We start from the raw sequence: 25,043 nt of genomic DNA on the forward strand, positions 1-25,043 counted from the left end.
GACGAGGTGCTAGGCTCCCCCCACAAAAAACATAAGGGAGCGAATGCCGATGGCTGCAAGCGGTGTGCCCGCCAACACGAGCGGGCTATTCGTCGAGCCGCGCGAGGACTGGCTCGCGCAATATCAGGAGGAGATCATCGATCCCTTGCGGCCGATCGTCGATCCTCATCACCATCTCTGGAATCGCGGGCAGCGCTATCTGATCGAGGAGATGGCGGCCGATATCGCATCCGGGCACAACATCATCGCCACCGTCTATGTCGACTGCCGTTCGATGTATCGCGCGCACGGGCCCGAGGCATTCCGGCCGGTCGGCGAAGTCGAGTTCGCCAACGGCGTCGCCGCCATGAGCGCAAGCGGCGGCTACGGCACGGCCGCGATCTGCGCCGGCATCGTCAGCCACGTGAACCTGCTGCTGGGCGATGCCGCCAAGCCGGTGCTGGAAGCCGAGATCGCGGCGGGCAACGGCCGCTTCCGCGGCATCAGGCATTCCTCGGCCTGGGACGAAGACCCTGTCGTCGCCGGCATGTATGCCAACCGGCCGAAGGGGTTGTTGCGGGATCCGACTTTCCGCAAAGGCTTTGCCTGCCTCGCACCGCTGAATCTGAGCTTCGATGCCTGGCTGTTTCACCCGCAGATCGGCGAACTGACCGAACTCGCGCGCGCCTTTCCCGACACCAAAATCGTGCTCGACCATTGCGGCGGCCCGGCCGGCGTCGGTCGCTTTGCCGGGCGGCGCGAAGAGGTGTTTCCGCAATGGCGCGCCTCGATCCAGGAGATCGCGAAGTGCGAGAACGTCTCGGTGAAACTCGGCGGGCTCGCGATGTGCCTGCTCGGCTATGACTTCCATCTGCGCGCGAAGCCCCCGTCATCGGAGGAGCTTGCCGCGGCCTGGCGGCCCTATGTCGAGACCTGCATCGAGGCGTTCGGCCCCAAGCGCGCGATGTTCGAGAGCAATTTCCCGCCGGACAAGGGCCAGTGCAGCTACCAGGTGATCTTCAACGCGTTCAAGCGTATCGCCGCGCCCCTGAGCGAGGCCGAGAAGACGGCGCTGTTCTCGCAGACGGCGAGCGATGTCTACCGGCTCGAACTGCCGTCATGACGAGAAGAGGGGCCGGGATGTTGGTCCCGGCCCCTCTTCCGTCGTGGCCGCTGGGAAGCGTCCTTGAAAATGGTTGAACTCTAGCCAGCCCCCAACAGCGAGGCGGGGCGGCGCTCGCCGGCGGAGACGAACATCCGCTTGAGCTTGTTGACGACGCGGATCAGGAATCCGATCATCACGGGATTGGTCTTGCGGCAGAAGGCGATCTTCTTGACATGGCCTTCGACATGCCATTTGGCATGCGCGCCGTCGCGAAAGAAAATGACGTCGCCCGGGCCGTAGCGCTTCGGCGGCATGCCGTCGCTTTCGAGCACGATCGATCCTTCCATGATCATGATCGTCTCGTCGATGTCGTAATACCAGTTGAAGCGCCCTTCGGTGCAGTGCCAGATGATGGTCGAGGCGGTGCCGTCGGCGCTGGTTGACAGGATGTGCGAGCGCGACACCGGATTGCCTTCGATAATCCAGGACGGCTCGATCGGCCGCAGCTCGAGATCCACATTGCAACTACTGATTTCAATTAATGACGGCGACATCTGCTTCCCCAGGGAATAAAATATGTATGACCGGGTCTGGGCCCGGATTGTTTCCAAAGATGTTGGAACGCTAGTAGCCGGTTTTTAATTCTTTCTTACGCAGGCGCCGACAATCAGCCGCAAGTTGCAGGTGCGACGAGGTTAACGTCGGAATTTGCCTGCAAATTCGCGCACATGAACCCATCTTTTCCGGGGTGCGACAAAGTGCGCGAAAGTGACCATCGAAGGAGTCCGCACCGATGCCCCTCACCCCGGAGGTTCTGACAGCCCAAGGCGAGGTCGTCGCCTGGCTCGGCAGCCTCGATGTTTCCTTCGCAGCCGAAGAGGAGCCCTGGTTCACCATCGATGGCGTCGAAAACCCCCGGCAGATCGGCAGCGACGGCTGCGGCGGCACCTTCGTGCTGCTGCCGTCGCGGAATGTGCTCTACGTCTCATCGGAGGGCCGCGCAGGAATCATCGCCGGCACGTTCGAGGCCTTCATCCAGCTCGTTGTCGCCCACCCCTACTGGCTGGACATCCTCAAATTCTCCGCCGGCGGCGACCTCGCGGAGATGCGGCGCGCGGCGGATGCGCTGGAGGCGACACTCGACCAGGAGGACGACGTCAACGCGGCCCGCGAGGAAATTCGCGGCGCCCTCGACCTGCCCGACGCGGACGATCCCATCGGTGCGCTTTACGAGGCGGTCGCCACGTCCGACGCCATCGTGCGGGCCACCGACGGCAGCCCGTTCACGACGCTGTTCAACCGCTTCAGCATCGACAACAACCGGATGCTGCGGAACGCGGCGGCGTGAGAGCACGAACGGACTACTTCGCCCACTCGCCCTTGCGGAACACCGGCACCTTGCTGCCGTCGGCGAGAATGCCGTCGATGTCGGTCTCGGCAGAACCGATCATCCAGTCGATATGGATCAGGCTCTGGTTGCCGCCTTGCGCGGCGATCTGCTGCGGCGTCAGTTGCGCGCCGTTGACGAAGCATTTCGAATAGCACTGGCCGAGCGCGATGTGCGAGGCCGCGTTCTCGTCGAACAGCGTGTTGTAGAACAACAGCCCGCTCTGCGAGATCGGTGAGGAATGCGGCACCAGCGCCACCTCGCCGAGACGCCGCGCGCCTTCGTCGGTGTCGAGCACCTTGTTCAGCACCTCCGCGCCGCGCGAGGCCTTTGCGTCGACGATCCTGCCGTCCTCGAAGCGCACCGCGATGTTGTCGATCAGCGTGCCCTGGTAGGACAGCGGCTTCGAGCTCACGACATGGCCAAAGACGCGCCGGCAATGCGGCGTGGTGAAAACCTCTTCGGTCGGGATATTGGCGTTGCAACTGATGCCGTTCTTGGACAGCGAGGCGCCGCCCTCCCATTCATGTCCGTCGGCAAGCCCGATGGAGAGGTCGATCCCGGGACCTGAATATTGCAGCGCGCGAAAACGCTGGCCGTTGAGCCAGTTGGTGCGCTCGCGCAGAACCGCATTGTGGCTCGCCCAATTGCCCATCGCATCCTCGCGGTCGACTCGGGACGCCGCGAAGATCGCGTCTGCCAGCTTGCCGATCGCAACGTCCTCGGGATCATCAGGGAAGACCTGCTTGGCCCATGACGGGCTCGGATAGGCGATGATGTTCCAGTTGGTGTCGAAATTGACGATTTTTTCCAGCGCCGGCTGATAGGCTATCGAATTGGCCTTGCTGGCGCGCGCCACCTTGGAAGGATCTTCGCTGGACAGCAGCATCGGATTATCGCCGACGATGGCGAGCCGCGCGGTGTTGTCGGAGAACGCCTTGGCCATGCCCTCATAGAGCCAGTTGGCGGCACGATCGAAGCTGTTGTCCTGGCCGTGGCGGTAGCGCGCCAGCGTCATCTCCTCATCCGACAGGATCGGCGTCACGATACCGGCGCCGGCCTTGTAGGCGTGCACGGCGATCCGCCGCACCAGCGGCAGCGCGATCGCGGGCGCCGTCAAGAGCAGATCCTGTCCCGGCCGCAAGCCCAGACCCACCTTCACCGCCACCTCGGCCAGCCGGTCGAGTTTCACGGGATCGATGGGAACGGCGGAATTGCGGTGATTAATCATGCGGGGTCCTCTGCCGAAGCTCTCTCGTTCAATCTAAGTCTAGCATCGCAAGGCGCAAGTGCGCGAGCGCCTTGCGACACGGAGAGATACGGAGTTTCGCGCATTTTGGTTTTCAACGCGTTGCCGATTTCAGCACCCGGTCGACCATGGCAGGCGCAAGGCCGAGGTAATTTTTCGGTGAAGTCAGCGCTTCGATCGTGGCACGGTCGATCCTGACGGAGACGCGGGCGTCGGACGAGAGCGCGTCCGCCAATGTCAGACCCTTCTCATTGGCGAGCCGGCAGGCATCATAGACCACGTCATGCGCCTCCTGCCGCCCGATCTGCGGCGCCAGCCCCATCATGACCGCTTCGGCCACGATCAGGCCGCGGCTGATGGCGAGATTGTCGTTCATCTTCCTTTCATCGACGATGAGGCCTGCTAGCGCAAACTTCGCCTGGTGCAGCGCGCCGGCGGTCAGCACGAAGCTTTCCGGGATCGCCATCCATTCGGCATGCCAGGGCCCGGTGGCGCGCTCGAAATCCTGCACCATCGCATCCAGCATCAGACTGGCATGCTGGCGCACCGCCTTGGACGCCGCGAGCATCAGCTCCGAGGAAATCGGGTTGCGCTTCTGCGGCATGGTCGAGGAGGCGCCGCGGCCCTTGACGAAAGGCTCGTAGACCTCGGCGAACTCGGTCGAGGCCATGATCATGATGTCGAGCGCGATCTTGCCGAGTGAGCCTGTGACGAGCGCGAGGAAGTTCACGGCCTCGGCAAAGCCGTCGCGCGCGACGTGCCAGGTCGAGGCGGGAACGCCGAGCCCGAGCTCGGCGCAGAGCGCCTCCTGCACCTCGAACCCCTTGCCGCCGAGCGAGGCCAGCGTTCCGGCGGCGCCGGCGAACTGTCCGACCAGCACGCGCGGCTTCAATTGCACGAGCCGCTCGGCGTGGCGGTCGAACATCGCGAGCCAGATCGCGGTCTTGTAGCCGAACGTCACCGGCAGCGCCTGCTGGAGATGGGTACGCCCGGCCATCGGCGTGTCGCGGTAGCGCTTCGAGAGGTCCGCGAGGATGTTTCGCAGCTCGGCGATGTCGCGCTCGACGATCCCGAGCGCGGCGCGCAATTGCAGCACCACCGCGGTATCCATGATGTCCTGCGTGGTCGCGCCCCAATGCACATAGCGGCCGGCCTCGCCGCACTGCTTCACCATCTGATGAACCAGCGGCAGGATCGGATAGCCGACGATGTCGGTCTCCTGTCGCAGCAGATCGAAATCGAATGCGGCGACGTCGGTCAGCGCCGCGATCTGGTCGGCGGCTTCCTGCGGGATCACGCCGCACTTCGCCTCCGCCTTCGCCAGCGCCACCTCGACCTCGGCATAGCGCGCCACCAGCGCGACATCGGAAAACACCTCGCGCATCTCGGGCGTGCCGAAGGCGTCGCGGAACAGCATGGAATCGAGCACGGTCGTCGAGGCGGGAAAAGCGGGCATGGGCGTTTCTTTATGGTTTGCGTTTGTGTGAGAGCAGCTTACGCGGGCCGCGCTGTTCGGCAATGGACATTCATGGCTCGCCACCCATTCGATGCCGTACGACGACATTACGACGGCGCATCGCTCCATCACCCCCGCCATCCTGAGATGCGAAGCGTGCGACGCGCGGCGGCGCACGAAGCGCCTCGAAATGATGAGCGGCCGCGATGCAGCCGGGCCGTCGCCCTTCGACGGCCGTGACAAGGCGGCCACTTCAGGGGAACGGGGATAAATTGTGCGCGCGGCAAGATCGGGCTATGTGCGCAGCCCGCGACAGTCCACCAGACCCGCCACATTCTCATTCAAGTTGCATTCCTATCCGAAAACGGCATAGCAGCCATCACGCGATCGTGGTGAACCCGGCAGGCCGCTCAGCGGACTCACAGTCTTAGAGTCGAAATCCATTCTGATTTCATCATTGCCTGATGTCATTGCGAGGGTTGAGTTTTCGACGTGCAGTTTATGTTCCGGGACCACCTTCTCGACACCGACCGGCGCGAGCTGAGCCGCGAGCAGGTTCCCGTGGCCGTGGAGCCGCAGGTCTTCGACCTCGTCGTCCACCTCATGGAGAACCGCGACCGGGTGGTCAGCAAGGATGAGCTGATCGACAAGATCTGGCACGGGCGCAGCGTCTCCGAATCCACCCTGACCAGCCGGATCAACGCGGCGCGCAAGGCGATCGGCGACAGCGGAGCCAACCAGGCGCTGATCCGCACCATCGCGCGCAAGGGCTTTCGTTTCGTCGGCGCCGTCCAGACGCAGCGCGGCGCGGCCTTGCCGGAGCCGGGCCGTGTCGCCCAGGCGCCGCAGGCGGCGCTCGCGCTGCCCGACCGTCCCGCGATCGCCGTGCTGCCCTTCACCAATATGAGCGGCGACCGCGAGCAGGACTATTTCTCCGACGGCATCAGCGAGGACATCATCACGGCGCTGTCGAAGCTGCGCTGGTTCTTCGTCGTCGCCCGCAACTCTTCCTTCGTCTACAAGGGCCGCGCCGTTCACATGCACGAAGTCGCGCGCGAGCTCGGCGTACGCTATGTGCTCGAAGGCAGCGTGCGGCGCAGCGGCGATCGCCTGCGCATCTCGGCGCAGCTCAACGACGTCTCGACCGGCAGCCATCTCTGGGCCGAGCGTTACGACCGCGAGCTTGCCGACATCTTCGCCGTGCAGGACGAGATCACCGAGGCGATCGTCGCCGCGATCGAGCCGCAGCTCTATACCGCCGAAAGCTTTCGTGCCCAGCAGAAGCCACCGGGCAGCCTCGACGCCTGGGACCTCGTGATGCGTGCGCTGTCGCATTACTGGCGCATCACGCGCGAGGACAACGCCGCCGCGCAAGGACTGCTGGAACAGGCGACCGCGATCGATCCCGCCTATGGCAAGGCGCTGGGCCTGCTCGCGACCAGCCATATCTTCGGCGCGCATATGGGCTGGGCCGACATGGCCATGACCGTGCCGGTCGCCGAACGCGCGGCGCTCGCGGCGGTGGAAGCCGATCGCGAGGACGCCTGGGCCCATCACGGTCTGGCTTACACTTATTTGTTCCGCCGCCGCTTCGACGACGCGCTGGCTGAGTTCGAGCTGACGCTGCAACTCAATCCGAATTTTGCGATGGCGCACGCTTTCTACGGCGTGACGCTGTGCTACGCGGGGAGATGGCGAGACGGCGATGCCGCCGCACGCCGCGCGCTGCGGCTGAGCCCGCGCGATCCGCTCGCGGCGATCTATTGCGGCGTAGCCGCCTATGCCCAGTTCATCGGCCGCAACTATGAGGGCGCCGTGCAGATGGCGCGGGAATCGATGCGGCAGCGCGCCGATTTCGTCGGCGCCCATCGCGTGCTGACGGCCGCCGCCGGCATGTTGGGCGATCCTCAGCTCGCGGCGTACGCGCTGCGGGGCCTGCAACGCACCCAGCCCGGCATCTCGCTGGCCTGGCTCACGCGCGAGCTGCCGATGCGGCGGGCAGAGGATCGCGAGCACTATCTGCAGGGGTTTCGGCGCGCGGGGATGAGGTAGACCCTGCTCACCCTCCTGGAGGGGGAGGGACGAGCGTAGCTCGCCCGTGGGTCGGCTCGTATCTGAGCGCTGCGAAGGTGAGAGACGGGGTGGGGTGACGGTCTCTCCACAACGAAGACTGCCTGTGTGAGAGATCACCCCACCCCGCTCGCGCTTCGCGCGATCGACCCTCCCCCTCCAGGGGAGGGTAAGAGCGCCTCTACTCCTGCATCATCTCGCCGCTGCCGCCGAACTCCGCCGGAAAGTCCTTCAGTTTCGGCAGGCCGTCGCGCATCGGCAGCACCGTCTCGGCGTAGTTGACGTGGACGCCGGGCGTGAATCCGAGCGTGGGGATGGTGGCGGTGAAGACGTCGATCAGGTCGAGCGGCGGGTGGTTGGTCATGAGATGACCGCCGCACTTCTTGCAATATTTGCGCTGGCTGAGCGGCGTCTTGGCAAAGGTCTCGACGTTCTGGGCGCCTTCGGTGATGCGCACGGCTTCCGGCTTCCACAGGCTGAAGGCATTCACCGGGCCGCCCGACCACGAGCGGCAGGAGCGGCAATGGCAATAGCCCATCGCCGCCGGCTCGCCCGTGACCTCGATCGTGACCGCGCCACAGAAGCAGTTTCCGACATGTTTCATTGGGTCGTCTCCGTTGGATGAAGATTGAAATTCCTCTCCCCGCTCCGGCTCGCCGATAAACCGGCAAAGGCGGATGCGGGGAGAGGCGTCGGAGCGGAGGGAACACCCCGAGGGACGTTGAAGGCTGGAGGCCGGCAACGTCCGTTACGCGCTTCGGTTCCGCCGCGCGTCCTCCTTTCGGTGGACGCGGCGGAAAGATGCTACGGCTATACCGATCTGCGCCAGGGAATAAGCATCGACACCCGTTGTTTGTACTGCCGGTATTCGTCTCCGAAGAGATCGACGAGGTCGTGCTCCTCCAGCGCGATGCCGACGAAGATGTAGAGCGTGGTCACGGCCGCGAACAGCAGATGGCCGGCTGTCATGACCGGCGCCGCCCAGAACGCGATGATGAAGCCGAGATAGATCGGATGACGAACGAACTTGTAGAACAACGGCGTCTTGAAGCGCGGCGGTGCCGCCTCATTGCCCACGAGATGGTTGGTCACCTGGTGCAACCCGAACAATTCGAAGTGATTGATGATGAAGGTCGAGGCGAACACCAGCACCCAGCCCGCGAGGGACAGCGTGACCAGCGTCACGGCGAGATCCGGGTTTCCGACATCCCATACGACCGCAGGCATCGGACGCCACTGCCAGAACAGGAGCAGCAATGACAGGCTCGCGAACAGCACGTAGGTCGAGCGCTCGACCGGCTTGGGGACGAACTGCGTCCACCACGCCTTGAACTGCTTGCGCGCCATCACGCTGTGCTGAACGGCGAACAGCGTCATCAGCAGTAGATTGATGATGACGGCTTCGGCCGTCGGCGTGTCGGTTCCGGTGTCGATGGTCTTCGGCACCACCAGCCCCATGACGAAGCCGATGGCGTAGAGAATGGTGACGAAAAACACGAGATATGCCGCAATTCCGTACAGAAAGCCGATGAATTTGAAAATGCGTGAGCCCGCAACCTCCGGGCCGATGGAATGAAGCTGGTGATCAAGTTGGGTCATAGAACGCTCCGTTGTGCCGAGGCATCGGCACTGTTTAGTGTTCGCACCATGCCGGATCGGACACCCCCTGACTTTCACGGACGGTTGATTTTCGCCTGAGACCACTTTGATTTTTGCTTGAGACGACAGAAACGTGCGATTTCTCTTTGAAAACAACGTGCTCGACGGCGACCTGCGGGAACTGACGTGCAGCGGCGCAGCCGTGCCGCTGCAGCCGCAGGTGTTCGATCTGCTGCTTTATCTGGTCGCGCAACGCGCCCGTGTGGTCAGCAAGGATGACCTGATCAGCCAGATCTGGAGCGACAGGATCGTCTCGGATTCCGCCCTGAACAGCCGAATCAATGCCGCGCGCAAGGCGCTTGGCGACGACGGCGCGACGCAGCGGCTGATCAAGACGATCCCGCGCAAGGGCTTTCGCTTCGTCGGCGAAGTCCGGGAAGATGTGGCAGCGACGCTTGCGCCGGTGGAACCCGGCCCTGCCCCGGTGCGCGCCGTGACGGATCGCCCGGCGATCGCGGTGCTCGCCTTCGAGAATATGAGCGGCGATCCCGCGCAGGAATATTTCGGCGACGGGATCAGCGAGGACATTCTCACCGCGCTGTCGAAGCAGCGCTGGTTCATGGTGATCGCCCGCAATTCGTCCTTCACCTACAAGGGGCGCTCGGTTCATATCAGGCAGATCGCCGAGGAGCTCGGCGTCCGCTACATCGTCGAAGGCAGCGTGCGCAAGGTCGACAACCGTGTGCGCATCACCGCGCAGCTCAACGACGCCACCACCGGCAGCCATCTCTGGGCCGAGCGCTACGACCGCGAGCTTGTCGACGTCTTCGCCGTGCAGGACGACATCACCAACGCGATCGTCGCGGCGATCGAGCCGCAGATCCATGCGGCCGAGAATTTTCGCGCCGACCGCAAGCCGCCCGCGAGCCTCGATGCCTGGGACCTGCTGATGCGCGCGCTGTCGCATTATTGGCGGGTGACGCAGCAGGACCACAAGGCTGCGCAGGCATTGCTCGAACGCGCCATTTCGATCGACTCGAACTACGGCCAGGCGCTGTCGGTGCTCGCGGCAAGCCACATGTTCGGCGTCCATCTCGGCTGGGCGGAGCTTGCCACGACGGTGCCGATCGCGGAGGCCGCCGCGCTCGCCGCGGTGCGCCATGACCACGAGGATGCCTGGGCGCATGCCGCGCTCGGCAGCGTCTTCTTCTCGACGCGCAGGCTTTCCGACGCGCTGTCCGAGTTCGAGCAGGCGCTCGCGCTCAACCCGAACTTCTCGCTGGCGCAGGGCTATTACGCCCTGGCGCTGTCCTACGCCGGTCGTTCCGGGGAATCGTTCGATGCGGCGCAGAGGGCGATCCGGCTCTCGCCGCGCGATCCGTCGCTGGCGATCTATTACGGCATTGCCGGCTATGCGCGCTTCACCGAACGGCATTACGACGAGGCGATCGCGCTGGCGCGCGAGGCGATCCGCCATCGCGGCGACCTCACCGGCGCCTACCGCGTGCTCGCGGTGTCCGCCGGCATGACCGGCGACTGCGCGCTGGCCGAGATGGCGCTGGGCGAACTCCGCCGTACCCAGCCCAACATCTCGCTGCACTGGATCGCGACGCAGCTGCCCTGGGCCAGTGACGCCGATCGCGAGCACTATCTGGAGGGGTTCCGGCGTGCGGGGTTGGGGTAGAGAACTCCCTCTCCCCGCAAATGGGCAAAGGGCGGATGCAGATACGACGCGTCGTCTCAGGTTCCTCCGCACGCGGTCAGTGGATCGTAATCGGGCCGCATCAGCATCGCGTGGAGCTGGCGCCGCCGAACGCCCATGTTGCCACCGTCGAAGATCGGCAGCGCCAACGCGTCCTGCAACAAGCGGCCGAACGGCGCCGCGTGATCATAGCTGTCGATGCCGACCACGCGCATCAGGTCGGTGATGACCCGCACCGCGGCTTCGGAGCCGAAGATCTTGGCCTGGACCGCGAGCTCGTCGGCGCCCGGTGATTGCGTATCGAGCGCATGGCAGGCCCGCCAGCTCAGGTAGCGCGCGGCTTCGATAGTGGTCTTGGCATCGGCGAGTGCATAGCCGACCGCCTGATGCTCGATGATCGCCTGTACCCCGCCGCGTTTCTCGGTGCGGGCAAAATGCAATGCGAAGTCGAAGGCGGCCCGCATCAGGGCGACACCGAAGATGCCGACCAGCGCCGCCGTGCCGGTGAAGGCGGCGGACGCCAGCATCAAGCCGCCCCCCTCCTGCCCGAGCAGATTGCCGTGCGGCGCGGTGACGGCACGCAGGCTGAATTCCGGCACGAGGTGAGCGCGGTGGCCGATCGAATCAATAGCGCGTTCGAACACGATGCCATGCACCGGGCCTTCGACCGCAATGATGGAGACACCCTGCTCTGGTGGCGCGGCGGGATTGGTCCGGCACACCACGCACAACACGTCGGCGCCATTGCGATCCCACCCGGTGGCGGACGACACCCATTTCTTGCGGCCGTTGATGATCCAATTGCCGAGCTCGCGTTTTGCGGTGGTGCGCACGCCCTCGCCCGGCGGCGGTGCGGCAGCATTGGCGCTGCCGCCGGGTTCCGAGGAGCAGAAGCCCGCAAGCGGAGCGCCGCTCGTCTCCAGGAACGGTGCAAGCAGGCGGGCGCATTGCTCCGCGGTGCCACCAAGCAGAATTGGCAGCAGACCGAGCACCGTGCCGAGCATGGTCAGCGTCACGCTCGGATTCACGGCGTAGAATTCTTCCGCCAAGATCGCCATGTCGATGAGTCCGGCATTGTCGCCGCCCGCCGGCGCCGGAATGCATTTGCGCAGATAACCGGCAGCGACCATCGCCTCATAGGTCGGCTTCGTCGCGAGGAAGCGCTCTTCCGGCGTCGCCAGCAACTCCGCCTTGCCGGCGCCGGCCAAGACCTCCGCCGCGAATTTTCGCGATTGAAGCTGCAACGCGCGCTGCGCAGGTGAAAGCGTGAAATCAATCGCCATCGAACATCTCCCTTGCTCCGGCAGGTCACCAGGGTGAGCCGAGCGAGGGCGGAAAATCTTGGTCGGCAGCGACCTAATTCTTGGCTGGAGGTGAACTACTCGCCCTTCCCCTTCGTCCTGCGAAATTCGCGCGGGGCGAGGCCGTGGCTGCGCTTGAAGAGGCGGTTGAAGTGCGAGATGTCGGAAAAGCCGGCCTCATACGCGATCGTGGAGATGGTCTTGTGACGATGCTGTGCGTCGAGCAGGTCGCGGGCGCAGATCAGGATCCGCCGTTCGCTGACATGCTCGCCGACGGAGCGGCCGGTCGCGACGAACAACCGGTGCACATAGCGCTCCGAGCAGCGGAACTTCCGGGCAAGCAATTCGGCATCGAGACCGGGATCGTCGCTGTGGCGGTCGATATGGTCGAGCATCATCGACAGCAGCACGGGCGCATTCACACGCGCAACCGGCATTTCACCCAGCATCTCCGGTGCATGCGCGATCAGCTCGACCACATGCGTGCCGCTGCTTGCCGCAACGGCGGGTGCTGCCAGGCAAAGCTCGGCATAGCCTGCGAGCGTGCGCGACAACGCGCGGCCATTTTCCGTCCTCGACAACGCAAGCCGCGGAGAATCCGCAAAGCTCTTTGGCAGGTGCCGCCGCGGCACGGCAAAGCAAAAGAGGCGGAAGTCGCGGCCGTTGGCAATCTCGAACGGCTCGGTCGTATCGGCGACCGCGAGGTCGCCGGGCGCACAGACCTGCTCGTGTCCCCGCTGCGTCGTGCGGCCCAGACCCTCGAGCTGGAGATTGACGAAGCAGAGATCATCCGTGCTTCGCGCAATATGGGGCCGCAGCCGGAGAACGCAGTGCCCTGTGGCTTTCACCAGCGAAATCTGGACCGACGCAGCGTCGGTACGCGCGATCGAACCTTCGAAGGGACGGTCGGCGATTTTACGCGGCTCGAGCCGGACAAAGGCCGCAGCGAGATCGTCGGCCCAACTGCCGAAGGGCTGATCGGCGCGAGATGGCTTGGCTGACCATTCCATAGGTGCGCCCCCGGAACGAGGAATTCGCGCGTGCAAATTCAGATTGGACGACCCAGCGGGACGGAAGGATAGCTTTTGGCGAACAACCGGTCAAATCTCGAAGGCGCGCAATATGCGACCGTCATCACGTCGTCATTGCGAGTGCAGCCGTCGGCGTACCGGAAACCACGTGAATGGTTAGAGAAGCAATCCGCTACCTGGCTTTGGCCTGTATCGGCTTCGGTGCCGGCACGGCGGCCCATTCCTTGTCGGCGCGGGGGCCGTTGAGATCGCCGGTGAGGCCGACGAGCTGGCCGGGCAGCACGTCGAGGGTCTGCTGCCAGGTCTGGGTCTGGCACAGGAACTTGATCAGGCAACCCCTGAGCTTGAGGCGATCGGCGGAGTCGCGCCACAGCGAGACCGAATAGGATTTGCCGTCCTCGGCATTGTAGATCTCGCCGGCAAACTGTCCCTCCGGCGTCGCCTGCAAACCCATGATGAGCTGATGGCCGAGCAGCGCGCGGGCGCGTTTGTCGGGATCGGGATTCTCCTTGTCGCGATAAGGCTGGCCGCGCTTGTCGGCCGGTTCCTTCATCCAGACGATGAAGCCGCAGATGCGGTCGCGCGACGGCCCGCAGCGCTCGAGCCTGATGCGCGCGCGGCCGTCCTGGACGAGCCAGGTGCCGCTGGGGTCGGGCGGCGCCGCGGCGCCGGCGCGGCCGCCAAACACCATCATCAGGATCGTGATCGCAACGCGCAGCACGAAGCGAAGGACAATGTTCATCTGCGGCACCTTTCGTTGGATGGGTCGCGGCGTCAGTTCAATTGCGCCATCAGCGCGTCGGCGCCCTTGTCGAGGCCGGCGGTGGCGGCGGCGAGCGCGCCGGCGGTGGCCTTGATGTCGTAGGCAGCCGGGTATTGCTTGGTGACGTAGGCGGAGAGCAGGCGCGCAGTGGCGGCATCGAAGATCTCGACGCCGTAGATGACCGAGCCGGTCATGGTGCCCTCGCCGTCGCGCGCGGCCTGCACGCCGTTGTAGACGGCGCCGGCGACGTCGAAGCGGGAGAGCGTGCCGAGCACCGGCGTGTTGGCGACGGCGCCGGTGAGTGTCAGCCTGATCCGCAGCGTCTCCGGCCCACGCTCGCGCACCAGCGCGAAGCGGCCGCGCAGACCCTCGGCGAAACGGGCCTGCATGTAGGCGGCAAGCGTCGCCTTGTCCTTGTCGGACATGTCGCCGAACTGGTGATCCCTGCCGCGATACACCACGACCGGTTCGAGGATGACTCTATTGTAAGCGCGCCAGTCGACCGGCGTGGAATAGCGGTAGGGCACGCGGCCGGAGGCGTCCGACTTGTCCGGAGCCATGTAGGCTGAGGACGCCATCCCCGAATACGGCACGGGCGCGACGGTGGCGCAGCCCGCGACGGCTGCGCCGAGCAGCAGCGTTCCCAGACCGCGCAGGGCGATCGAGCGATTCATTCCAGACTCCTCTAGCGGCTTGCTGCCAAGGCAATGGCGACCGCAGCCGCGTACGGGACCAGACGCGGCTGCGGCGCTCACCGGTGCCAACCCGAGGCTTCGTCCGGGGCCATCTCGGAAGCCTTGGGTCGTCTCAGTGTGTCGATTTATAAAACCGACTAGACGGTTTGTAAAGTTCAAAAACGGGGGTCTGACACATTTGGCCGCAGGCGCGGCTTTGGGCAGTGATCGGCGGGAAATTGCTGACGATGAATCAGGCGCGCTTGCGCGGCGTTGCGGCTTTCGCCGCCGAGTGCCCGCCGGATTTGGCGGTGCGCTTGGCGGCCGGCCGCTCGAGGCCGGTCCACTGCGCGTCGTCGAGCAGACGCGCGAACAGCCGCTGGTGCTCGTCCTTGCTGAGCGGTGACATGCCGAACAACGAGCTCAGCAGCAGTCCCATCGCGCCGGCCCAGCGCAGCATCGCGAGATCAGGATCAGTGGCCTCTTCCCTGATCGCCGCCATCCTCTCCATCTCGCGCTCGCGCGGCAGCGCCATCAGGCTGGGATTCTCGACCATGGCCGCAACCAGCGCCAGCGCGGCAGAATTCGGCGAGGTGGCCGCTTCGCGCACGGTCGCGAGCTGGGTCGCCAGATTGGGATTCGCGGAGGTCGCGCTCACCTTTGCCATGGTGCTGGTGGCGAACTCCTCGAAATGCGCCATCTGCCGGTCGAGCAACGCCTTCAGCACCGCTTCCTTGGTGCGGAACTGATGCATCACGCCGCCCTTGCTGAGTCCGCTCTCGCGCGCGATCGCATCCAGCGTCAGCCGGCCCGGCCCGTCGCGCGCGATGATCGCGATGGCCGCTTCGAGTGCGGCGTTACGGGATCGTTCGGAGCGGCTGGCATTGTCCATGGCCGACTTGTCTCCGTGACAAGACAATGAATCAAGTGAAAACAGGACGCGCTGTACATTTTTTGTGCGAACACTGTCGAGACTTTCATCTTGCGGCCCCGAATGAGACTGTGTGAGCCTCGATACCGGATGGGGACTGGGATGGGCCGGCCGGAGCTTTGCGCGCCATGACGTGCGAAGCGTTCTCGGCCGGTCTCGCTTGAGAAAGATACGACATGCCAAAACGAGTGTTGCTTGGTGCCCTCCTGGCTTGCGGCCTCACGGCCTCGGCGCTGGCGCAAGAGCCGAGGACGGGGGGCGTGATCAACGCCGTGATCCAGCCCGAGCCGCCCGGCCTGATGCTTGCGCAGGTCCAGAACGGCCCGACTCAAATGGTCTCGGGCAACATCTTCGAGGGCCTGCTGCGCTACAGCCCCAAGCTCGAGCCGCTGCCGGAGCTTGCCGAAAGCTGGAGCGTCAGCGAGGACGCCAAGACCTACACCTTCAAGCTCAAGAAGGGCGTGACCTGGCATGACGGCAAGCCCTTCACCGCCGCCGACGTCCTGTTCTCGATGGAGATGCTGAAGCAGACGCATGCGCGTGCCCGCACCAATCTGGCGCAGGTCGACAAGATCGAGACGCCGGACGACTATACGGTGGTGTTCACGCTGAAGCAGCCGTTCGGACCGTTCCTCGGCATCTTCGAGGTCGGCTCGATGCCGATGGTGCCGAAGCATCTCTATGAAGGCACCGACTGGAAGACCAACCCCTACAACAACGCGCCGGTCGGCACCGGCCCCTTCATGTTCAAGGAGTGGCAGAAGGGCTCGTTCATCCGCCTGGTCAAGAACCCGAACTACCACGAAAAGGGCAAGCCCTATCTCGACGAGATCTACTGGCAGATCATTCCCGACGCCGCCGCGCGCTCGGTGGCGTACGAGACCGGCAAGGTCGACGTGCTGCCCGGCGGCTCGGTCGAGAATTTCGACGTGCCGCGGCTGTCCAAGCTGAAGGACACCTGCGTCACCGGCGCCGGCTGGGAGTTCTTCTCGCCGCTGGCCTGGCTGTGGCTCAACAACCGCCAGGGTCCGCTCGCCGACAAGCGGGTGCGGCAGGCGATCATGTTCGCGATCGACCGCGACTTCGCCAAGGACGTGATCTGGAACGGGCTCGGCAAGGTCGCGACCGGCCCGTCCGCCTCGACCATCAAGTACTACACCGACGACGTGCCGAAATACCCTTACGATCCGGCCAAGGCCAAGGCGCTGCTGAAGGAAGCCGGCTACAAGGGCGAGAAGATCCGCCTGCTGCCGCTCGCCTATGGCGAGACCTGGCAGCGCTGGGGTGAAGCCGTGAAGCAGAACCTCCAGGACGTCGGCATGAACATCGAGACGATCGCCACCGACGTTGCCGGCGGCAACCAGAAGATCGGCGACTGGGACTACGACATCGCCTTCACATATCTCTACCAGTATGGCGATCCCGCGCTCGGCGTCGGCCGCAATTATATCTCCAGCAACATCGCCAAGGGGCAGGTCTTCAACAACGTCGAGGGCTACTCCAACCCGGAGATCGACAAGCTCTTCGCCGACGGCGCGACCGCGACGCCGGACTCGAAGCGCAAGGAGATCTACGAGAAGGCGCAAAAAATCCTGGTCGAGGACGTGCCGGTGGCCTGGATGCTGGAATTGCAATTCCCGACCATCACCCGCTGCAAGGTCAAGAACCTGATCACCACGGGCATCGGGGTCAATGACGGCTTCAAGGACGCATGGCTGGACAAGTAATGGCTGCCCTCTTCACCTCTCCCGCTCGCGGGGAGAGGTCGAATGTGCGCATAGCGCACATTCGGGTGAGGGGGAGTCTCCGCGAGCTCAACTATCACGGTCCCCGCGGAGAGTCCCCCTCACCCCAACCCTCTCCCCGCATCCGCCTTCGCCGAGGCTTCGGCGGACAAGAGCGGGGCGAGGGAGCCCACTGTCTCCGTGGCTCCAGGTCACGCTACAAGAGATGACTCTCTAATATGCTCTCCTTCGTCGCTCAGCGTGTCCTGAAGGGCGTGATCGTCCTGCTCGCGATCGTCGTCCTCAATTTCTTCCTGATCCGGCTTGCGCCCGGCGACCCCGCGGTCGTGATGGCGGGCGAGGCCGGCGCCAGTGACCAGGTCTTCGTCAAGCAGCTCCGGGAAAAGTTCGGCCTCGACAAGCCGCTGCCCGAGCAGCTCTTCATCTACGTCAAGGGCGTCGTCACGCTCGACCTCGGCTTCTCCTTCCGCCAGCAGGCGCCGGTCGTGAAGCTGATCGGCGAGCGGCTGCCGGCGACGCTGCTGCTGACACTGACCGCATTCGCGATCTCGCTCATGCTCGGCGTTCTCTTCGGCACCTTCGCCGCGCGCTTTGCCGGAACCTTCCTCGACACGGCCATCACCGTGTTCGCGCTGATCTTCTACGCCATGCCGATCTTCTGGGTGGCGCTGATGGGAATCCTCCTGTTCTCGGTCACCATGGATTGGCTGCCGAGCTTCGGTTACGAGACGGTCGGCGCCAACCTCACCGGCCTTGCCCACGCAGTCGACGTCGCAAAGCACCTGATCATGCCGGCGATGACGCTTGGCCTGTTCTTCATGGCGACCTACACCCGCATGACGCGCGCTTCGATGCTGGAAGTGAAACGCCTCGACTTCGTCAAGACCGCGCGCGCAAAGGGCCTCTCCGACGCCGTGATCCAGCGCCGCCACGTGCTGCGCAACGCGCTGCTGCCGGTCGTGACGCTGGCCGGTGTGCATTCCGGCACGCTGATCGGCGGCGCCGTCATCACCGAGACCGTGTTCGCATGGCCCGGCATCGGGCGTCTGATGTACGACGCGCTGCTCCAGCGCGACTACAACCTCCTGCTCGGCGTCTTCGTGATCTGCTCCGCCATGGTGCTGATCTTCAACCTCATCACCGACCTCGTCTACCGACTGGTCGACCCGCGCATCGAATTCGCCTCATGAAACAGTTCTGGAAATCGATGCTGAAGAGCCCGAGTGGCGTCGTCGGGCTCGTCATCCTTGTCCTTGCGATCTCGATCGCGGTGTTCGGGCCGTTGCTGTTCCCGAATTCACCCTGGCGCATGGTGCAGCGGCCGTTCCTGCCGCCCTTCACGCTCTCGACCGTGCCGCTCGGCACCGACGCGCTCGGCCGCGACGTGTTCGCCGGCATGATCTTTGGCGCGCGCGTCTCGCTGCTGGTGGGTCTCGTCTCCACGCTGGTCGCGCTGGTCGTCGGCGTTCCCATTGGCGCCATGGCCGGCTATTTCGGCGGCAAGGTCGACGACGCCCTGATGCGCTTCACCGAGTTCTTCCAGACCATTCCGAGCTTCGCGCTCGCGATCGTGCTGGTCGCGATCCTCCAGCCCTCGATCTACTCGATCGTGGCCTCGATCGCGGTGGTGAGCTGGCCGCCGGTCGCCCGCCTCGTGCGTGGCGAGGTGCTGTCGCTGCGCACGCGCGAATATGTCCAGGCCGCCGTCGTCACCGGCCAGAGCAACACCTGGATCATCCTGCGCGAGATCCTGCCGAACGCGCTGTCGCCGGTGATCGTGCTGGCTTCGCTGATGGTGGCGACCGCCATCCTGCTGGAATCCTCGCTGGCATTCCTCGGGCTCGGCGATCCCAATCTGATCTCCTGGGGCTACATGGTCGGCGCCGGCCGCACCGTGATCCGCCAGGCATGGTGGATCACGGTGTTTCCCGGCGTCGCCATTCTGATCTCGGTGCTCGGGCTGAACCTGATCGGCGAAGGCCTCAACGACGCGCTCAATCCGCGCCTGTCGCGGGAGGGCCGCTGATGATGACCGCGCCGCCCGCCGTCTCGATCAAGAATCTGCGGATCGCGCTGCCCAAGGGCGCCGAGCGTCCGTTCGCGGTCGACGGCGTCTCGCTGGATCTTCGGCCCGGCAAGATCGTCTGCGTCGTCGGCGAATCCGGCTCCGGCAAGTCGATGTGCGCACATGCGCTGATGGGCCTGCTGCCTGATACGGTCGCCGTCACCTCCGGTGAGATCCAGTTCGAAGGCCGCGACCTGCTCAAGCTCGACGACGACGGCTGGCGCGATTTGCGCGGCCGCCGGCTCGCGATGATTTTTCAGGAGCCGATGACCGCGCTCAATCCGTTGATGCGGATCGGCGACCAGATGGCGGAGATGTTCGAGGCCCACGGCTTGCTGACGCCAAAGGAGCGGCGCGCCAAGGCGCTGTCGCTGGCGCGCGAGGTCGGCCTACCCGACCCCGAGCGCATTGTCCGCGCCTATCCGCACCAGCTCTCCGGCGGCCAGCGCCAGCGCGCCATGATCGCGATGGCGCTCGCGCTCGAGCCTGCGGTGCTCGTCGCGGACGAGCCCACCACCGCACTCGACGTCACCACGCAGGCGCAGATCCTGAAACTGATCCGCAACCTCCAGCGCAACCGCAACATGGCGGTGATGTTCATCACCCATGATTTCGGCGTGGTCGCCGACATCGCCGACCAGGTCGTGGTGCTCAGGCATGGCAAGGTCGTCGAGGAAGGCCCCGCTAGCTCCGTCTTCAACAATCCGCAGCACGACTACACCAAGGCGCTGCTCGCCGCCGTGCCGTCGATGGACCCGCCGGCGCGTGAGCCGCTCGACGACCAGGCCAGGGCCGTCGAGGTGATCGGGCTGGACAAGACCTATGTCACCTCAGGCGGCTGGTTTCGCGAGGACCGCCGCGTCGATGCCGCGCGCGAGGTCAACTTCAACATTCTCAAGGGCGAGACGCTCGGCCTCGTCGGCGAATCCGGCTCCGGCAAATCGTCGGTGGCGCGGCTGGTGATGCGACTGATCGAAGCCGACCGCGGCACGGTGCGGATCGGCGAGACCGATCTCACGCAGCTCTCGGGCAAGGCGCTCCGCGCCGAGCGCCATCGCATCCAGATGATCTTTCAGGACCCGTTCGCCTCGCTCAATCCGCGCCGCAAGGTCGGGCACATCATCGCCGACGGTCCGATCGCAGCCGGCATCGATCCGAAACTGGCGTTCGACCGCGCCCGCGATCTCCTCAGGATGGTCGGGCTGGACGCCGGAGCGCTCGACCGCTACCCGCATGAATTCTCCGGCGGCCAGCGTCAGCGCATCGGCATCGCGCGCGCGCTCGCGCTCGAACCGGAAATCATCGTCGCCGACGAAGCCGTCTCCGCGCTCGACGTCTCCGTGCAGGCGCAGGTGTTGCGACTGCTCGAAGACCTCAAGGCGCGCCTCGGCCTCTCGATGCTGTTCATCACCCACGATCTGCGCGTCGCGGCGCAAATCTGCGACCGCATCGCGGTGATGCAGCGCGGCGCCATCGTCGAGTTGAAGCCGACCGCGCAACTGTTCGCCGCGCCAGAGCACGCCTATACGCGCGAGCTGCTTGCGGCGGTCCCAGGACGCAAGGAGCGCGCGCCGGCGGCGTAAGTCGGCCGATCGTGGTTGCTACTTGGCCGGAGGGTTGGTGTTCCTCCAGGTGGGGACTGAGTTGGTCACGCCGACCGATGGTTGATTGGACGTTCCGATCGACGGCGCAGTGACGGTCCCGACGGTCTGTCCGGAGCTTCCATAAGTTGTGCCTTGCGTTGCTGGCGCTCCGGAGCCACCGCCCGTGTTGCTTTGGGTGCCCGCCGCAGACGTCTGCGCGCCTGCCGCGAATGGCGATGCCGCAAATCCGACCGCGATAAGTACCGCTATCGAGCGTCTCGTTCTTGTCATGGCTAATCCTTTCGGGTGCGGTCTCTCAGTCGCGTCGGCCGTTCGCTCGTCGAACCACTCCTGCACTGAGCAATCTTACAACTCCACGCGCGCGAAAATGTGCCGCAAGACGATCACACTGCAGGACCTGACGCTGCATCACGATGGCGCGCGAGCAGCTCCAGCCGAACAGGTGCGCACTCCCGGCGCCTTGGCTCGCCGCCGCGCAGCGGTGCCGGGACGCAAGCAGCGCGCGCCGGCAACGTCAGGCCAGCTCATGGCTAAGGTATTCCGCTCCTCTTCGGGCGACGGAACACTCACGGGCTTTTTATCCCTCGTGACCGCCCGCACAGATGCGAAACAGAGGCCGACACCCCAGATTCGCATGGAATGATTTCCATCATCTGATGATGGATTTCCGATCCATTGGAGCCGATATGGGCCAGGTTATTCAGTTTGTCTCGAAATCCGAGCGCGAGCGCGTTCGCCTCATTCAGGAGGCACGCGCGATCTACGACAGCATTTTTCCGCCGGCTGATCCGAGCGGCGAGCCGCAGGGCAAGGCGACGATAGGCCGCGCGGCCAACGGCGACGCAGGAAATCTGGCGTGATCAAGATCATCGCGGTGCTGTGCAGCCTCTCCTCTCCGGCAAATTGTCACGAGCAGATCGTCACCACCTCGGACTTCGCCAACGTCTCGATGCAGTCCTGCCTGATGGGCGCGCCGCAGCTCGCCGAATGGATGAACGAGCATCCGGCCGAACGCCTGGCTGGATGGCGCTGCGTGTTCGGTCAACAGACCGGCAGGGGCGCCTGAGGCCACAGGCCGTCTGGTCAAGGACGGCGCCATCCAGTTGAACCGTGACGAGCATGCATCGCCAGGCTAGAATGGCGACGCTGTTTGGCAGAGGGGGACGCCGGATGGAGGTCGCCAGCCTCGTTCTTCCCGTGTTCGCAATCATCGTCACCGGCTGGCTTGCCGGCGAACTCGGTTATCTCTCCCGCTCGCTTGCGGACGCGCTGGTGCATTTTGCCTACAACGTGGCAATGCCGGCGCTGCTGATCGTCACGATCGCCCAGGAGCCGGCGCGCAATCTGCTGGAATGGCGCTTCCTTCTTGCATTCGGAGGCGGCTCGCTCCTCTGCTTCGCGCTGGTGTTCCTGGCGGTCCGCGCGGGCGGCAAGCACGATCTCGCCAGCAGCACGATCCATGGCATGGCGGCAGCCATGACCAATACCGGCTTCGTGGCGCTCCCGATCCTGCACGCGATCTACGGCCAGCCCGCCGTCTTGCCTGCCGCGGTGGCGACGGTGTTCGTCGCCGGCGTGATGTTTCCGCTCACGGTCATCCTGCTGGAAAGGGACGTGCGCAGCCCTGCGCATTCCGCCGGGCTGGTGAAGCAGATCCTGCTCAATCCGATGGTGCTGTCGACGCTGATCGGTCTCGTCTGGGCGATCACGGGCTTGCCGATTCCGGCGCCGGTCGCGGCCTATCTGAACATCATTGCCGCCGCGCTCACGCCCTGCGCGCTGTTTGCCATCGGGCTTGGCCTGTCGGTCGACGGCCTGCGATCCAACCTGAAAGCATCGTTCGCGCTCGCGACCGTGAAGCTGGTGGTGATGCCGCTGATCGTCTACGGACTTTGCGTGGTCACCGGCCTCAATCCGCTCTACACGGTTGCCGCCGTCATATGCGCGGCCGTGCCGACGGCGAAGACCGTCTATGTGCTGGCGCACGAGCACAAGGTCGAGGAGAAGCTGGTCGCGGCCACCGTCTCGGTCACGACGATGCTGTCCGTCGCGACATTGCTGGTCGCGCTCTACCTGCTCTCCGGCCTCGCGCCCGGCACGCGTTGACGGTCATCGGCGCGCCTTGGCGACATGCCCTCTATCTCGTGGTGTTGCTCCAGGTCGGCACCGAATTGGTCACGCCGACCGACGGCCAATTGTACGAGCCGATCGAGGGCGCCGTGACCGTCCCGACCGTCTGTCCGGACGACCCGTAGGAGGTCCTGGGCTGCGCGACCGGCAATGCGGCGGCGCCATAGGTCGGGGCGACCACGCCCGTGCTGTAGTGATGCCGGCTCGGCCGGGCCTTCTTCGCTTCGGCTGCGAAGGGCGCGGCAAGCAGTCCGACAGTGATGAGTGCGGCAATGGCGGGTTTGATGCTTGTCATGGCGGTTCCCTTCATTGGCTGCGAGCCCAGTGTGCGATGTGTTCATTCAACGCAAGATTTCCATAGGCATCCGTTCATAACTTCGTGCACGCCCGAATGTGCCTGACCCAGACACCGCTGCCGTGGTCATCGTCGCTTCGGGCGACACGCCTTGCGGCCATGTCGCTCCTTAACTGTCGCGACAGAGTGCATCAGCGCCTTGAAGGCGACGATCGCCGGGTCGTCAGCGAGCGCGTGGTCGGGCCGCGACTCCAGATGCTCGACCACGGCCAGCAGCGCGTCCGCGATCTGTCCGATCTGCTTGCCGTAACCAGCGACATCCGACAGCACGTCCTTCTCGACATCTGGCGCCGAGGATTGCCCCACCGTGATGTTGACGAGGCCGAACTGGCCGCCGGTGGGACTGAAGAACGACGGATAAATGGACTGGACGACATCCCCCGACAGGGGCAGCTTGAACACAGGCATGCGATTTCGCCTCGCTGATGCTCGACCGGCATGGACACACTATCACGACCACCCGCCTTCGGATGGACCCGAATCAGCGCTAGTGCATCGCCTTCAGTGACTTCCCTGGACGCAAGCAGCATGACCGGCCCCGAACTGAAGCAGCTCCGCAACGACCTTTCCGATGCCCTCGAGCGCAAGCTCACCGCGGCCGACATGGCCAAGCTTTGCGGACTGCCGGAGAAGGGCGGCGCCGATACCATCCGGCGCTGGGAGGTCAGTGGCCCGACGCCGTCCGCAACCAAGGTGCTGCGCGTGCTGGCGATGGCGAGCGAGCGCTATCCGATCATGGAGAAGTTCGACGTCTTCGATCGCCACGACGTACGCGAGGAAGACCGGCCTGCAAGGCGCGCGGCCTTCCGCCAGCAGATGCGCGATGAGGCGCGGCGGCGTCTTGGTTAACGAGAGACGCGCGCAAGTTACCCGAGACTTGCGACGTTAAGCCTTCCTTCACCACTTCTTAAGCCGGCATTAAGCACGAAAATCTTTTACAGCCCAATAAGTTAGGTTGGCTGTCGCTGTGCCACGGATGTGACAGCATTTTCGTCAAAAGCGAGCTATCTGCAAAACCAACGACGGCGCGGACAGCGCGCCTGCCGGGGACCAAAGTGCTGGAGTTCAAGACGATGAAGAAGATTTTGTTTGCGACCGTTGCGCTGCTCGTGGTGGGCGCTGCCGCGCCGGCCGTCGGCGCCGATCTCGGCAACCGCAACTACTACAAGGCGCCCGCGCCGGCCTATGCCGCGCCGATCTACAACTGGACGGGCTTCTATGTCGGCGGCCATGTCGGCGGCGCGTTCTCCAGCGACAACAATTTCAACGGCCTCTCCACCGGCAACAACGGCAACGGCCGTTTCCTCGGCGGCGTGCAGGTCGGTGCGGACTGGCAGTTCAACCCGAACTTCGTGGTCGGCGTCGAAGGCCAGTATTCCTGGCTCTCCGGCAGCGTCGGCGCTGTGTTTCCGGGCGGCATCGCCTACAGCAACGACCAGCGTGGCCTCGGTTCGATCACCGGCCGCATCGGTTACACCTGGGGTCCGGGCCTGCTCTACGTGAAGGGCGGCTACGCCTATTCCGACAACAACGAGAAGGTGACCGTCGGCGGCGTGCCGACCGCCTTCCTCATCACCGGCGATCACCGCAACGGCTACACCGTCGGCGCGGGCCTCGAATACATGTTCGCCCCGAACTGGTCGGCCAAGGCCGAGTACCAGTACTACAATTTCGGCGACGCGAGCTTCACCGGCGGTCCGCTGGCGGGCACCGGCAGCTTCACCACCGACGACCACACCATCAAGGCGGGCGTCAACTACCGCTTCAACTGGGCCAACTCGTCGGTCGCGCGCTACTGATCGCGCCTCAAAAATCTCTTCATCATCAAGGGCCGGCAATTCTGCCGGCCCTTTCTTTTTTCGCTGTGCGGAACAGGCGCAACCGATTGTGCAACTTG

At 64.7% G+C, this 25,043-nt stretch carries 26 protein-coding genes; 13 read left to right on the top strand and 13 right to left on the bottom strand.

Annotated features, from left to right (window positions below; all coding sequences use genetic code 11):
- The first annotated feature begins 49 nt into the window (after positions 1–49).
- Positions 50–1,102, top strand: coding sequence for an amidohydrolase family protein (locus AB7535_RS32780; protein ID WP_354113414.1), 1,053 nt, complete (start codon positions 50–52; stop codon positions 1,100–1,102).
- A gap of 80 nt (positions 1,103–1,182) precedes the next feature.
- Here the strand turns inward: AB7535_RS32780 and AB7535_RS32785 are convergent, their stop codons facing one another.
- On the bottom strand, positions 1,183–1,638 hold the full coding sequence (locus AB7535_RS32785; protein WP_063980806.1) for a cupin domain-containing protein: 456 nt from the start codon (positions 1,636–1,638) through the stop codon (positions 1,183–1,185).
- Positions 1,639–1,877: 239 nt separating this feature from the next.
- Here AB7535_RS32785 and AB7535_RS32790 point away from each other — a divergent pair, with 239 nt between their 5' ends.
- On the top strand, positions 1,878–2,432 hold the full coding sequence (locus tag AB7535_RS32790) for a hypothetical protein (RefSeq protein ID WP_354113413.1): 555 nt from the start codon (positions 1,878–1,880) through the stop codon (positions 2,430–2,432).
- Positions 2,433–2,445: 13 nt separating this feature from the next.
- On the opposite strand, the gene AB7535_RS32795 is transcribed toward AB7535_RS32790, so the two are convergent.
- Both AB7535_RS32795 and pcaB read right to left on the bottom strand, forming a co-directional pair.
- Positions 2,446–3,702: an aminopeptidase gene (locus tag AB7535_RS32795; protein ID WP_354113412.1), complete on the bottom strand. Its 1,257-nt coding sequence runs from the start codon at positions 3,700–3,702 to the stop codon at positions 2,446–2,448.
- Positions 3,703–3,814: 112 nt separating this feature from the next.
- On the bottom strand, positions 3,815–5,176 hold the full coding sequence (gene pcaB / locus AB7535_RS32800) for a 3-carboxy-cis,cis-muconate cycloisomerase (protein ID WP_354113411.1): 1,362 nt from the start codon (positions 5,174–5,176) through the stop codon (positions 3,815–3,817).
- Between the two features lie 492 nt (positions 5,177–5,668).
- On the opposite strand from pcaB, the gene AB7535_RS32805 reads away from it, so the two are divergent.
- The gene (locus AB7535_RS32805; RefSeq protein ID WP_063980802.1) at positions 5,669–7,228 is read left to right on the top strand and encodes a winged helix-turn-helix domain-containing protein; all 1,560 of its coding nucleotides are present in this window, start codon (positions 5,669–5,671) and stop codon (positions 7,226–7,228) included.
- A gap of 199 nt (positions 7,229–7,427) precedes the next feature.
- On the opposite strand, the gene AB7535_RS32810 is transcribed toward AB7535_RS32805, so the two are convergent.
- Together AB7535_RS32810 and mddA are read right to left on the bottom strand one after the other, a co-directional pair.
- Positions 7,428–7,850, bottom strand: coding sequence for a GFA family protein (locus AB7535_RS32810; RefSeq protein ID WP_354113410.1), 423 nt, complete (start codon positions 7,848–7,850; stop codon positions 7,428–7,430).
- A gap of 206 nt (positions 7,851–8,056) precedes the next feature.
- Entirely contained in the window at positions 8,057–8,845 is a 789-nt protein-coding gene (gene mddA, locus AB7535_RS32815; protein ID WP_063980801.1) for a methanethiol S-methyltransferase, read from the bottom strand.
- Between the two features lie 133 nt (positions 8,846–8,978).
- Here mddA and AB7535_RS32820 point away from each other — a divergent pair, with 133 nt between their 5' ends.
- Complete coding sequence (locus AB7535_RS32820) at positions 8,979–10,529, top strand: winged helix-turn-helix domain-containing tetratricopeptide repeat protein (RefSeq protein ID WP_354113409.1); 1,551 nt, start codon at positions 8,979–8,981, stop codon at positions 10,527–10,529.
- 56 nt (positions 10,530–10,585) lie between these two features.
- On the opposite strand, the gene AB7535_RS32825 is transcribed toward AB7535_RS32820, so the two are convergent.
- From AB7535_RS32825 to AB7535_RS32845, 5 genes are all read right to left on the bottom strand, one after another.
- Positions 10,586–11,830, bottom strand: coding sequence for an acyl-CoA dehydrogenase family protein (locus tag AB7535_RS32825; protein ID WP_225048409.1), 1,245 nt, complete (start codon positions 11,828–11,830; stop codon positions 10,586–10,588).
- A 95-nt stretch (positions 11,831–11,925) separates the two neighbouring features.
- Positions 11,926–12,858, bottom strand: a complete 933-nt coding sequence (locus AB7535_RS32830; RefSeq protein WP_208068628.1) for a helix-turn-helix domain-containing protein — start codon at positions 12,856–12,858, stop codon at positions 11,926–11,928.
- A gap of 193 nt (positions 12,859–13,051) precedes the next feature.
- A complete protein-coding gene (locus tag AB7535_RS32835) occupies positions 13,052–13,621 on the bottom strand; it encodes a DUF2147 domain-containing protein (protein WP_354113408.1) in 570 nt (189 codons plus the stop codon).
- A 32-nt stretch (positions 13,622–13,653) separates the two neighbouring features.
- Complete coding sequence (locus AB7535_RS32840) at positions 13,654–14,316, bottom strand: DUF3313 domain-containing protein (RefSeq protein WP_354113407.1); 663 nt, start codon at positions 14,314–14,316, stop codon at positions 13,654–13,656.
- Positions 14,317–14,569: 253 nt separating this feature from the next.
- Positions 14,570–15,208, bottom strand: a complete 639-nt coding sequence (locus tag AB7535_RS32845) for a TetR/AcrR family transcriptional regulator (RefSeq protein WP_166077115.1) — start codon at positions 15,206–15,208, stop codon at positions 14,570–14,572.
- Positions 15,209–15,423: 215 nt separating this feature from the next.
- On the opposite strand from AB7535_RS32845, the gene AB7535_RS32850 reads away from it, so the two are divergent.
- The 4 genes from AB7535_RS32850 to AB7535_RS32865 all read left to right on the top strand — a co-directional run bounded on the left by AB7535_RS32850 (position 15,424) and on the right by AB7535_RS32865 (position 20,640).
- Positions 15,424–16,974, top strand: a complete 1,551-nt coding sequence (locus tag AB7535_RS32850; RefSeq protein WP_085398351.1) for an ABC transporter substrate-binding protein — start codon at positions 15,424–15,426, stop codon at positions 16,972–16,974.
- A gap of 236 nt (positions 16,975–17,210) precedes the next feature.
- The gene (locus AB7535_RS32855; RefSeq protein ID WP_085402596.1) at positions 17,211–18,182 is read left to right on the top strand and encodes an ABC transporter permease; all 972 of its coding nucleotides are present in this window, start codon (positions 17,211–17,213) and stop codon (positions 18,180–18,182) included.
- Complete coding sequence (locus tag AB7535_RS32860) at positions 18,179–19,018, top strand: ABC transporter permease (protein ID WP_354113406.1); 840 nt, start codon at positions 18,179–18,181, stop codon at positions 19,016–19,018. Before AB7535_RS32855 ends, AB7535_RS32860 begins: the two co-directional genes overlap by 4 nt.
- Positions 19,019–19,020: 2 nt before the next feature.
- Positions 19,021–20,640, top strand: coding sequence for an ABC transporter ATP-binding protein (locus AB7535_RS32865; protein ID WP_354113453.1), 1,620 nt, complete (start codon positions 19,021–19,023; stop codon positions 20,638–20,640).
- Between the two features lie 18 nt (positions 20,641–20,658).
- Here AB7535_RS32865 and AB7535_RS32870 read toward each other — a convergent pair whose 3' ends face one another.
- On the bottom strand, positions 20,659–20,931 hold the full coding sequence (locus AB7535_RS32870) for a hypothetical protein (RefSeq protein ID WP_354113405.1): 273 nt from the start codon (positions 20,929–20,931) through the stop codon (positions 20,659–20,661).
- A gap of 416 nt (positions 20,932–21,347) precedes the next feature.
- Here AB7535_RS32870 and AB7535_RS32875 point away from each other — a divergent pair, with 416 nt between their 5' ends.
- From AB7535_RS32875 to AB7535_RS32885, 3 genes are all read left to right on the top strand, one after another.
- On the top strand, positions 21,348–21,521 hold the full coding sequence (locus AB7535_RS32875; protein ID WP_167768152.1) for a hypothetical protein: 174 nt from the start codon (positions 21,348–21,350) through the stop codon (positions 21,519–21,521).
- A complete protein-coding gene (locus AB7535_RS32880) occupies positions 21,518–21,727 on the top strand; it encodes a hypothetical protein (protein ID WP_354113404.1) in 210 nt (69 codons plus the stop codon). Before AB7535_RS32875 ends, AB7535_RS32880 begins: the two co-directional genes overlap by 4 nt.
- A 104-nt stretch (positions 21,728–21,831) precedes the next feature.
- A complete protein-coding gene (locus tag AB7535_RS32885; RefSeq protein ID WP_354113403.1) occupies positions 21,832–22,767 on the top strand; it encodes an AEC family transporter in 936 nt (311 codons plus the stop codon).
- A 31-nt stretch (positions 22,768–22,798) separates the two neighbouring features.
- On the opposite strand, the gene AB7535_RS32890 is transcribed toward AB7535_RS32885, so the two are convergent.
- Positions 22,799–23,086 (bottom strand): hypothetical protein, encoded by a 288-nt coding sequence (locus tag AB7535_RS32890; protein ID WP_071917770.1) that lies wholly within the window; start codon positions 23,084–23,086, stop codon positions 22,799–22,801.
- Positions 23,087–23,212: 126 nt separating this feature from the next.
- Entirely contained in the window at positions 23,213–23,554 is a 342-nt protein-coding gene (locus tag AB7535_RS32895) for a hypothetical protein (protein ID WP_063980791.1), read from the bottom strand.
- 120 nt (positions 23,555–23,674) lie between these two features.
- On the opposite strand from AB7535_RS32895, the gene AB7535_RS32900 reads away from it, so the two are divergent.
- Together AB7535_RS32900 and AB7535_RS32905 are read left to right on the top strand one after the other, a co-directional pair.
- Positions 23,675–23,995 (top strand): hypothetical protein, encoded by a 321-nt coding sequence (locus AB7535_RS32900; RefSeq protein ID WP_085402600.1) that lies wholly within the window; start codon positions 23,675–23,677, stop codon positions 23,993–23,995.
- A 224-nt stretch (positions 23,996–24,219) separates the two neighbouring features.
- Complete coding sequence (locus tag AB7535_RS32905; protein ID WP_354113402.1) at positions 24,220–24,945, top strand: outer membrane protein; 726 nt, start codon at positions 24,220–24,222, stop codon at positions 24,943–24,945.
- The last annotated feature ends 98 nt before the right edge of the window (positions 24,946–25,043 follow it).

This window comes from Bradyrhizobium sp. 956_D2_N1_4, from assembly GCF_052076025.1.
Taxonomy (GTDB): Bacteria; Pseudomonadota; Alphaproteobacteria; order Rhizobiales; family Xanthobacteraceae; genus Bradyrhizobium; species Bradyrhizobium barranii.

Bases quoted from the DNA above. Each gene is read 5' to 3' on its own strand.
- AB7535_RS32835 (WP_354113408.1), bottom strand. From the start codon at position 13,621: ATGAACATTGTCCTTCGCTTCGTGCTGCGCGTTGCGATCACGATCCTG.
- AB7535_RS32790 (WP_354113413.1), top strand. From the start codon at position 1,878: ATGCCCCTCACCCCGGAGGTTCTGACAGCCCAAGGCGAGGTCGTCGCC.
- AB7535_RS32785 (WP_063980806.1), bottom strand. From the start codon at position 1,638: ATGTCGCCGTCATTAATTGAAATCAGTAGTTGCAATGTGGATCTCGAG.
- AB7535_RS32830 (WP_208068628.1), bottom strand. From the start codon at position 12,858: ATGGAATGGTCAGCCAAGCCATCTCGCGCCGATCAGCCCTTCGGCAGT.
- AB7535_RS32845 (WP_166077115.1), bottom strand. From the start codon at position 15,208: ATGGACAATGCCAGCCGCTCCGAACGATCCCGTAACGCCGCACTCGAA.
- AB7535_RS32870 (WP_354113405.1), bottom strand. From the start codon at position 20,931: ATGACAAGAACGAGACGCTCGATAGCGGTACTTATCGCGGTCGGATTT.
- AB7535_RS32865 (WP_354113453.1), top strand. From the start codon at position 19,021: ATGACCGCGCCGCCCGCCGTCTCGATCAAGAATCTGCGGATCGCGCTG.
- AB7535_RS32825 (WP_225048409.1), bottom strand. From the start codon at position 11,830: ATGGCGATTGATTTCACGCTTTCACCTGCGCAGCGCGCGTTGCAGCTT.
- AB7535_RS32780 (WP_354113414.1), top strand. From the start codon at position 50: ATGGCTGCAAGCGGTGTGCCCGCCAACACGAGCGGGCTATTCGTCGAG.
- AB7535_RS32900 (WP_085402600.1), top strand. From the start codon at position 23,675: ATGACCGGCCCCGAACTGAAGCAGCTCCGCAACGACCTTTCCGATGCC.
- AB7535_RS32905 (WP_354113402.1), top strand. From the start codon at position 24,220: ATGAAGAAGATTTTGTTTGCGACCGTTGCGCTGCTCGTGGTGGGCGCT.
- AB7535_RS32855 (WP_085402596.1), top strand. From the start codon at position 17,211: ATGCTCTCCTTCGTCGCTCAGCGTGTCCTGAAGGGCGTGATCGTCCTG.
- mddA (WP_063980801.1), bottom strand. From the start codon at position 8,845: ATGACCCAACTTGATCACCAGCTTCATTCCATCGGCCCGGAGGTTGCG.
- AB7535_RS32840 (WP_354113407.1), bottom strand. From the start codon at position 14,316: ATGAATCGCTCGATCGCCCTGCGCGGTCTGGGAACGCTGCTGCTCGGC.
- AB7535_RS32860 (WP_354113406.1), top strand. From the start codon at position 18,179: ATGAAACAGTTCTGGAAATCGATGCTGAAGAGCCCGAGTGGCGTCGTC.
- AB7535_RS32795 (WP_354113412.1), bottom strand. From the start codon at position 3,702: ATGATTAATCACCGCAATTCCGCCGTTCCCATCGATCCCGTGAAACTC.
- AB7535_RS32885 (WP_354113403.1), top strand. From the start codon at position 21,832: ATGGAGGTCGCCAGCCTCGTTCTTCCCGTGTTCGCAATCATCGTCACC.
- AB7535_RS32810 (WP_354113410.1), bottom strand. From the start codon at position 7,850: ATGAAACATGTCGGAAACTGCTTCTGTGGCGCGGTCACGATCGAGGTC.
- AB7535_RS32850 (WP_085398351.1), top strand. From the start codon at position 15,424: ATGCCAAAACGAGTGTTGCTTGGTGCCCTCCTGGCTTGCGGCCTCACG.
- pcaB (WP_354113411.1), bottom strand. From the start codon at position 5,176: ATGCCCGCTTTTCCCGCCTCGACGACCGTGCTCGATTCCATGCTGTTC.
- AB7535_RS32875 (WP_167768152.1), top strand. From the start codon at position 21,348: ATGGGCCAGGTTATTCAGTTTGTCTCGAAATCCGAGCGCGAGCGCGTT.
- AB7535_RS32890 (WP_071917770.1), bottom strand. From the start codon at position 23,086: ATGACAAGCATCAAACCCGCCATTGCCGCACTCATCACTGTCGGACTG.
- AB7535_RS32895 (WP_063980791.1), bottom strand. From the start codon at position 23,554: ATGCCTGTGTTCAAGCTGCCCCTGTCGGGGGATGTCGTCCAGTCCATT.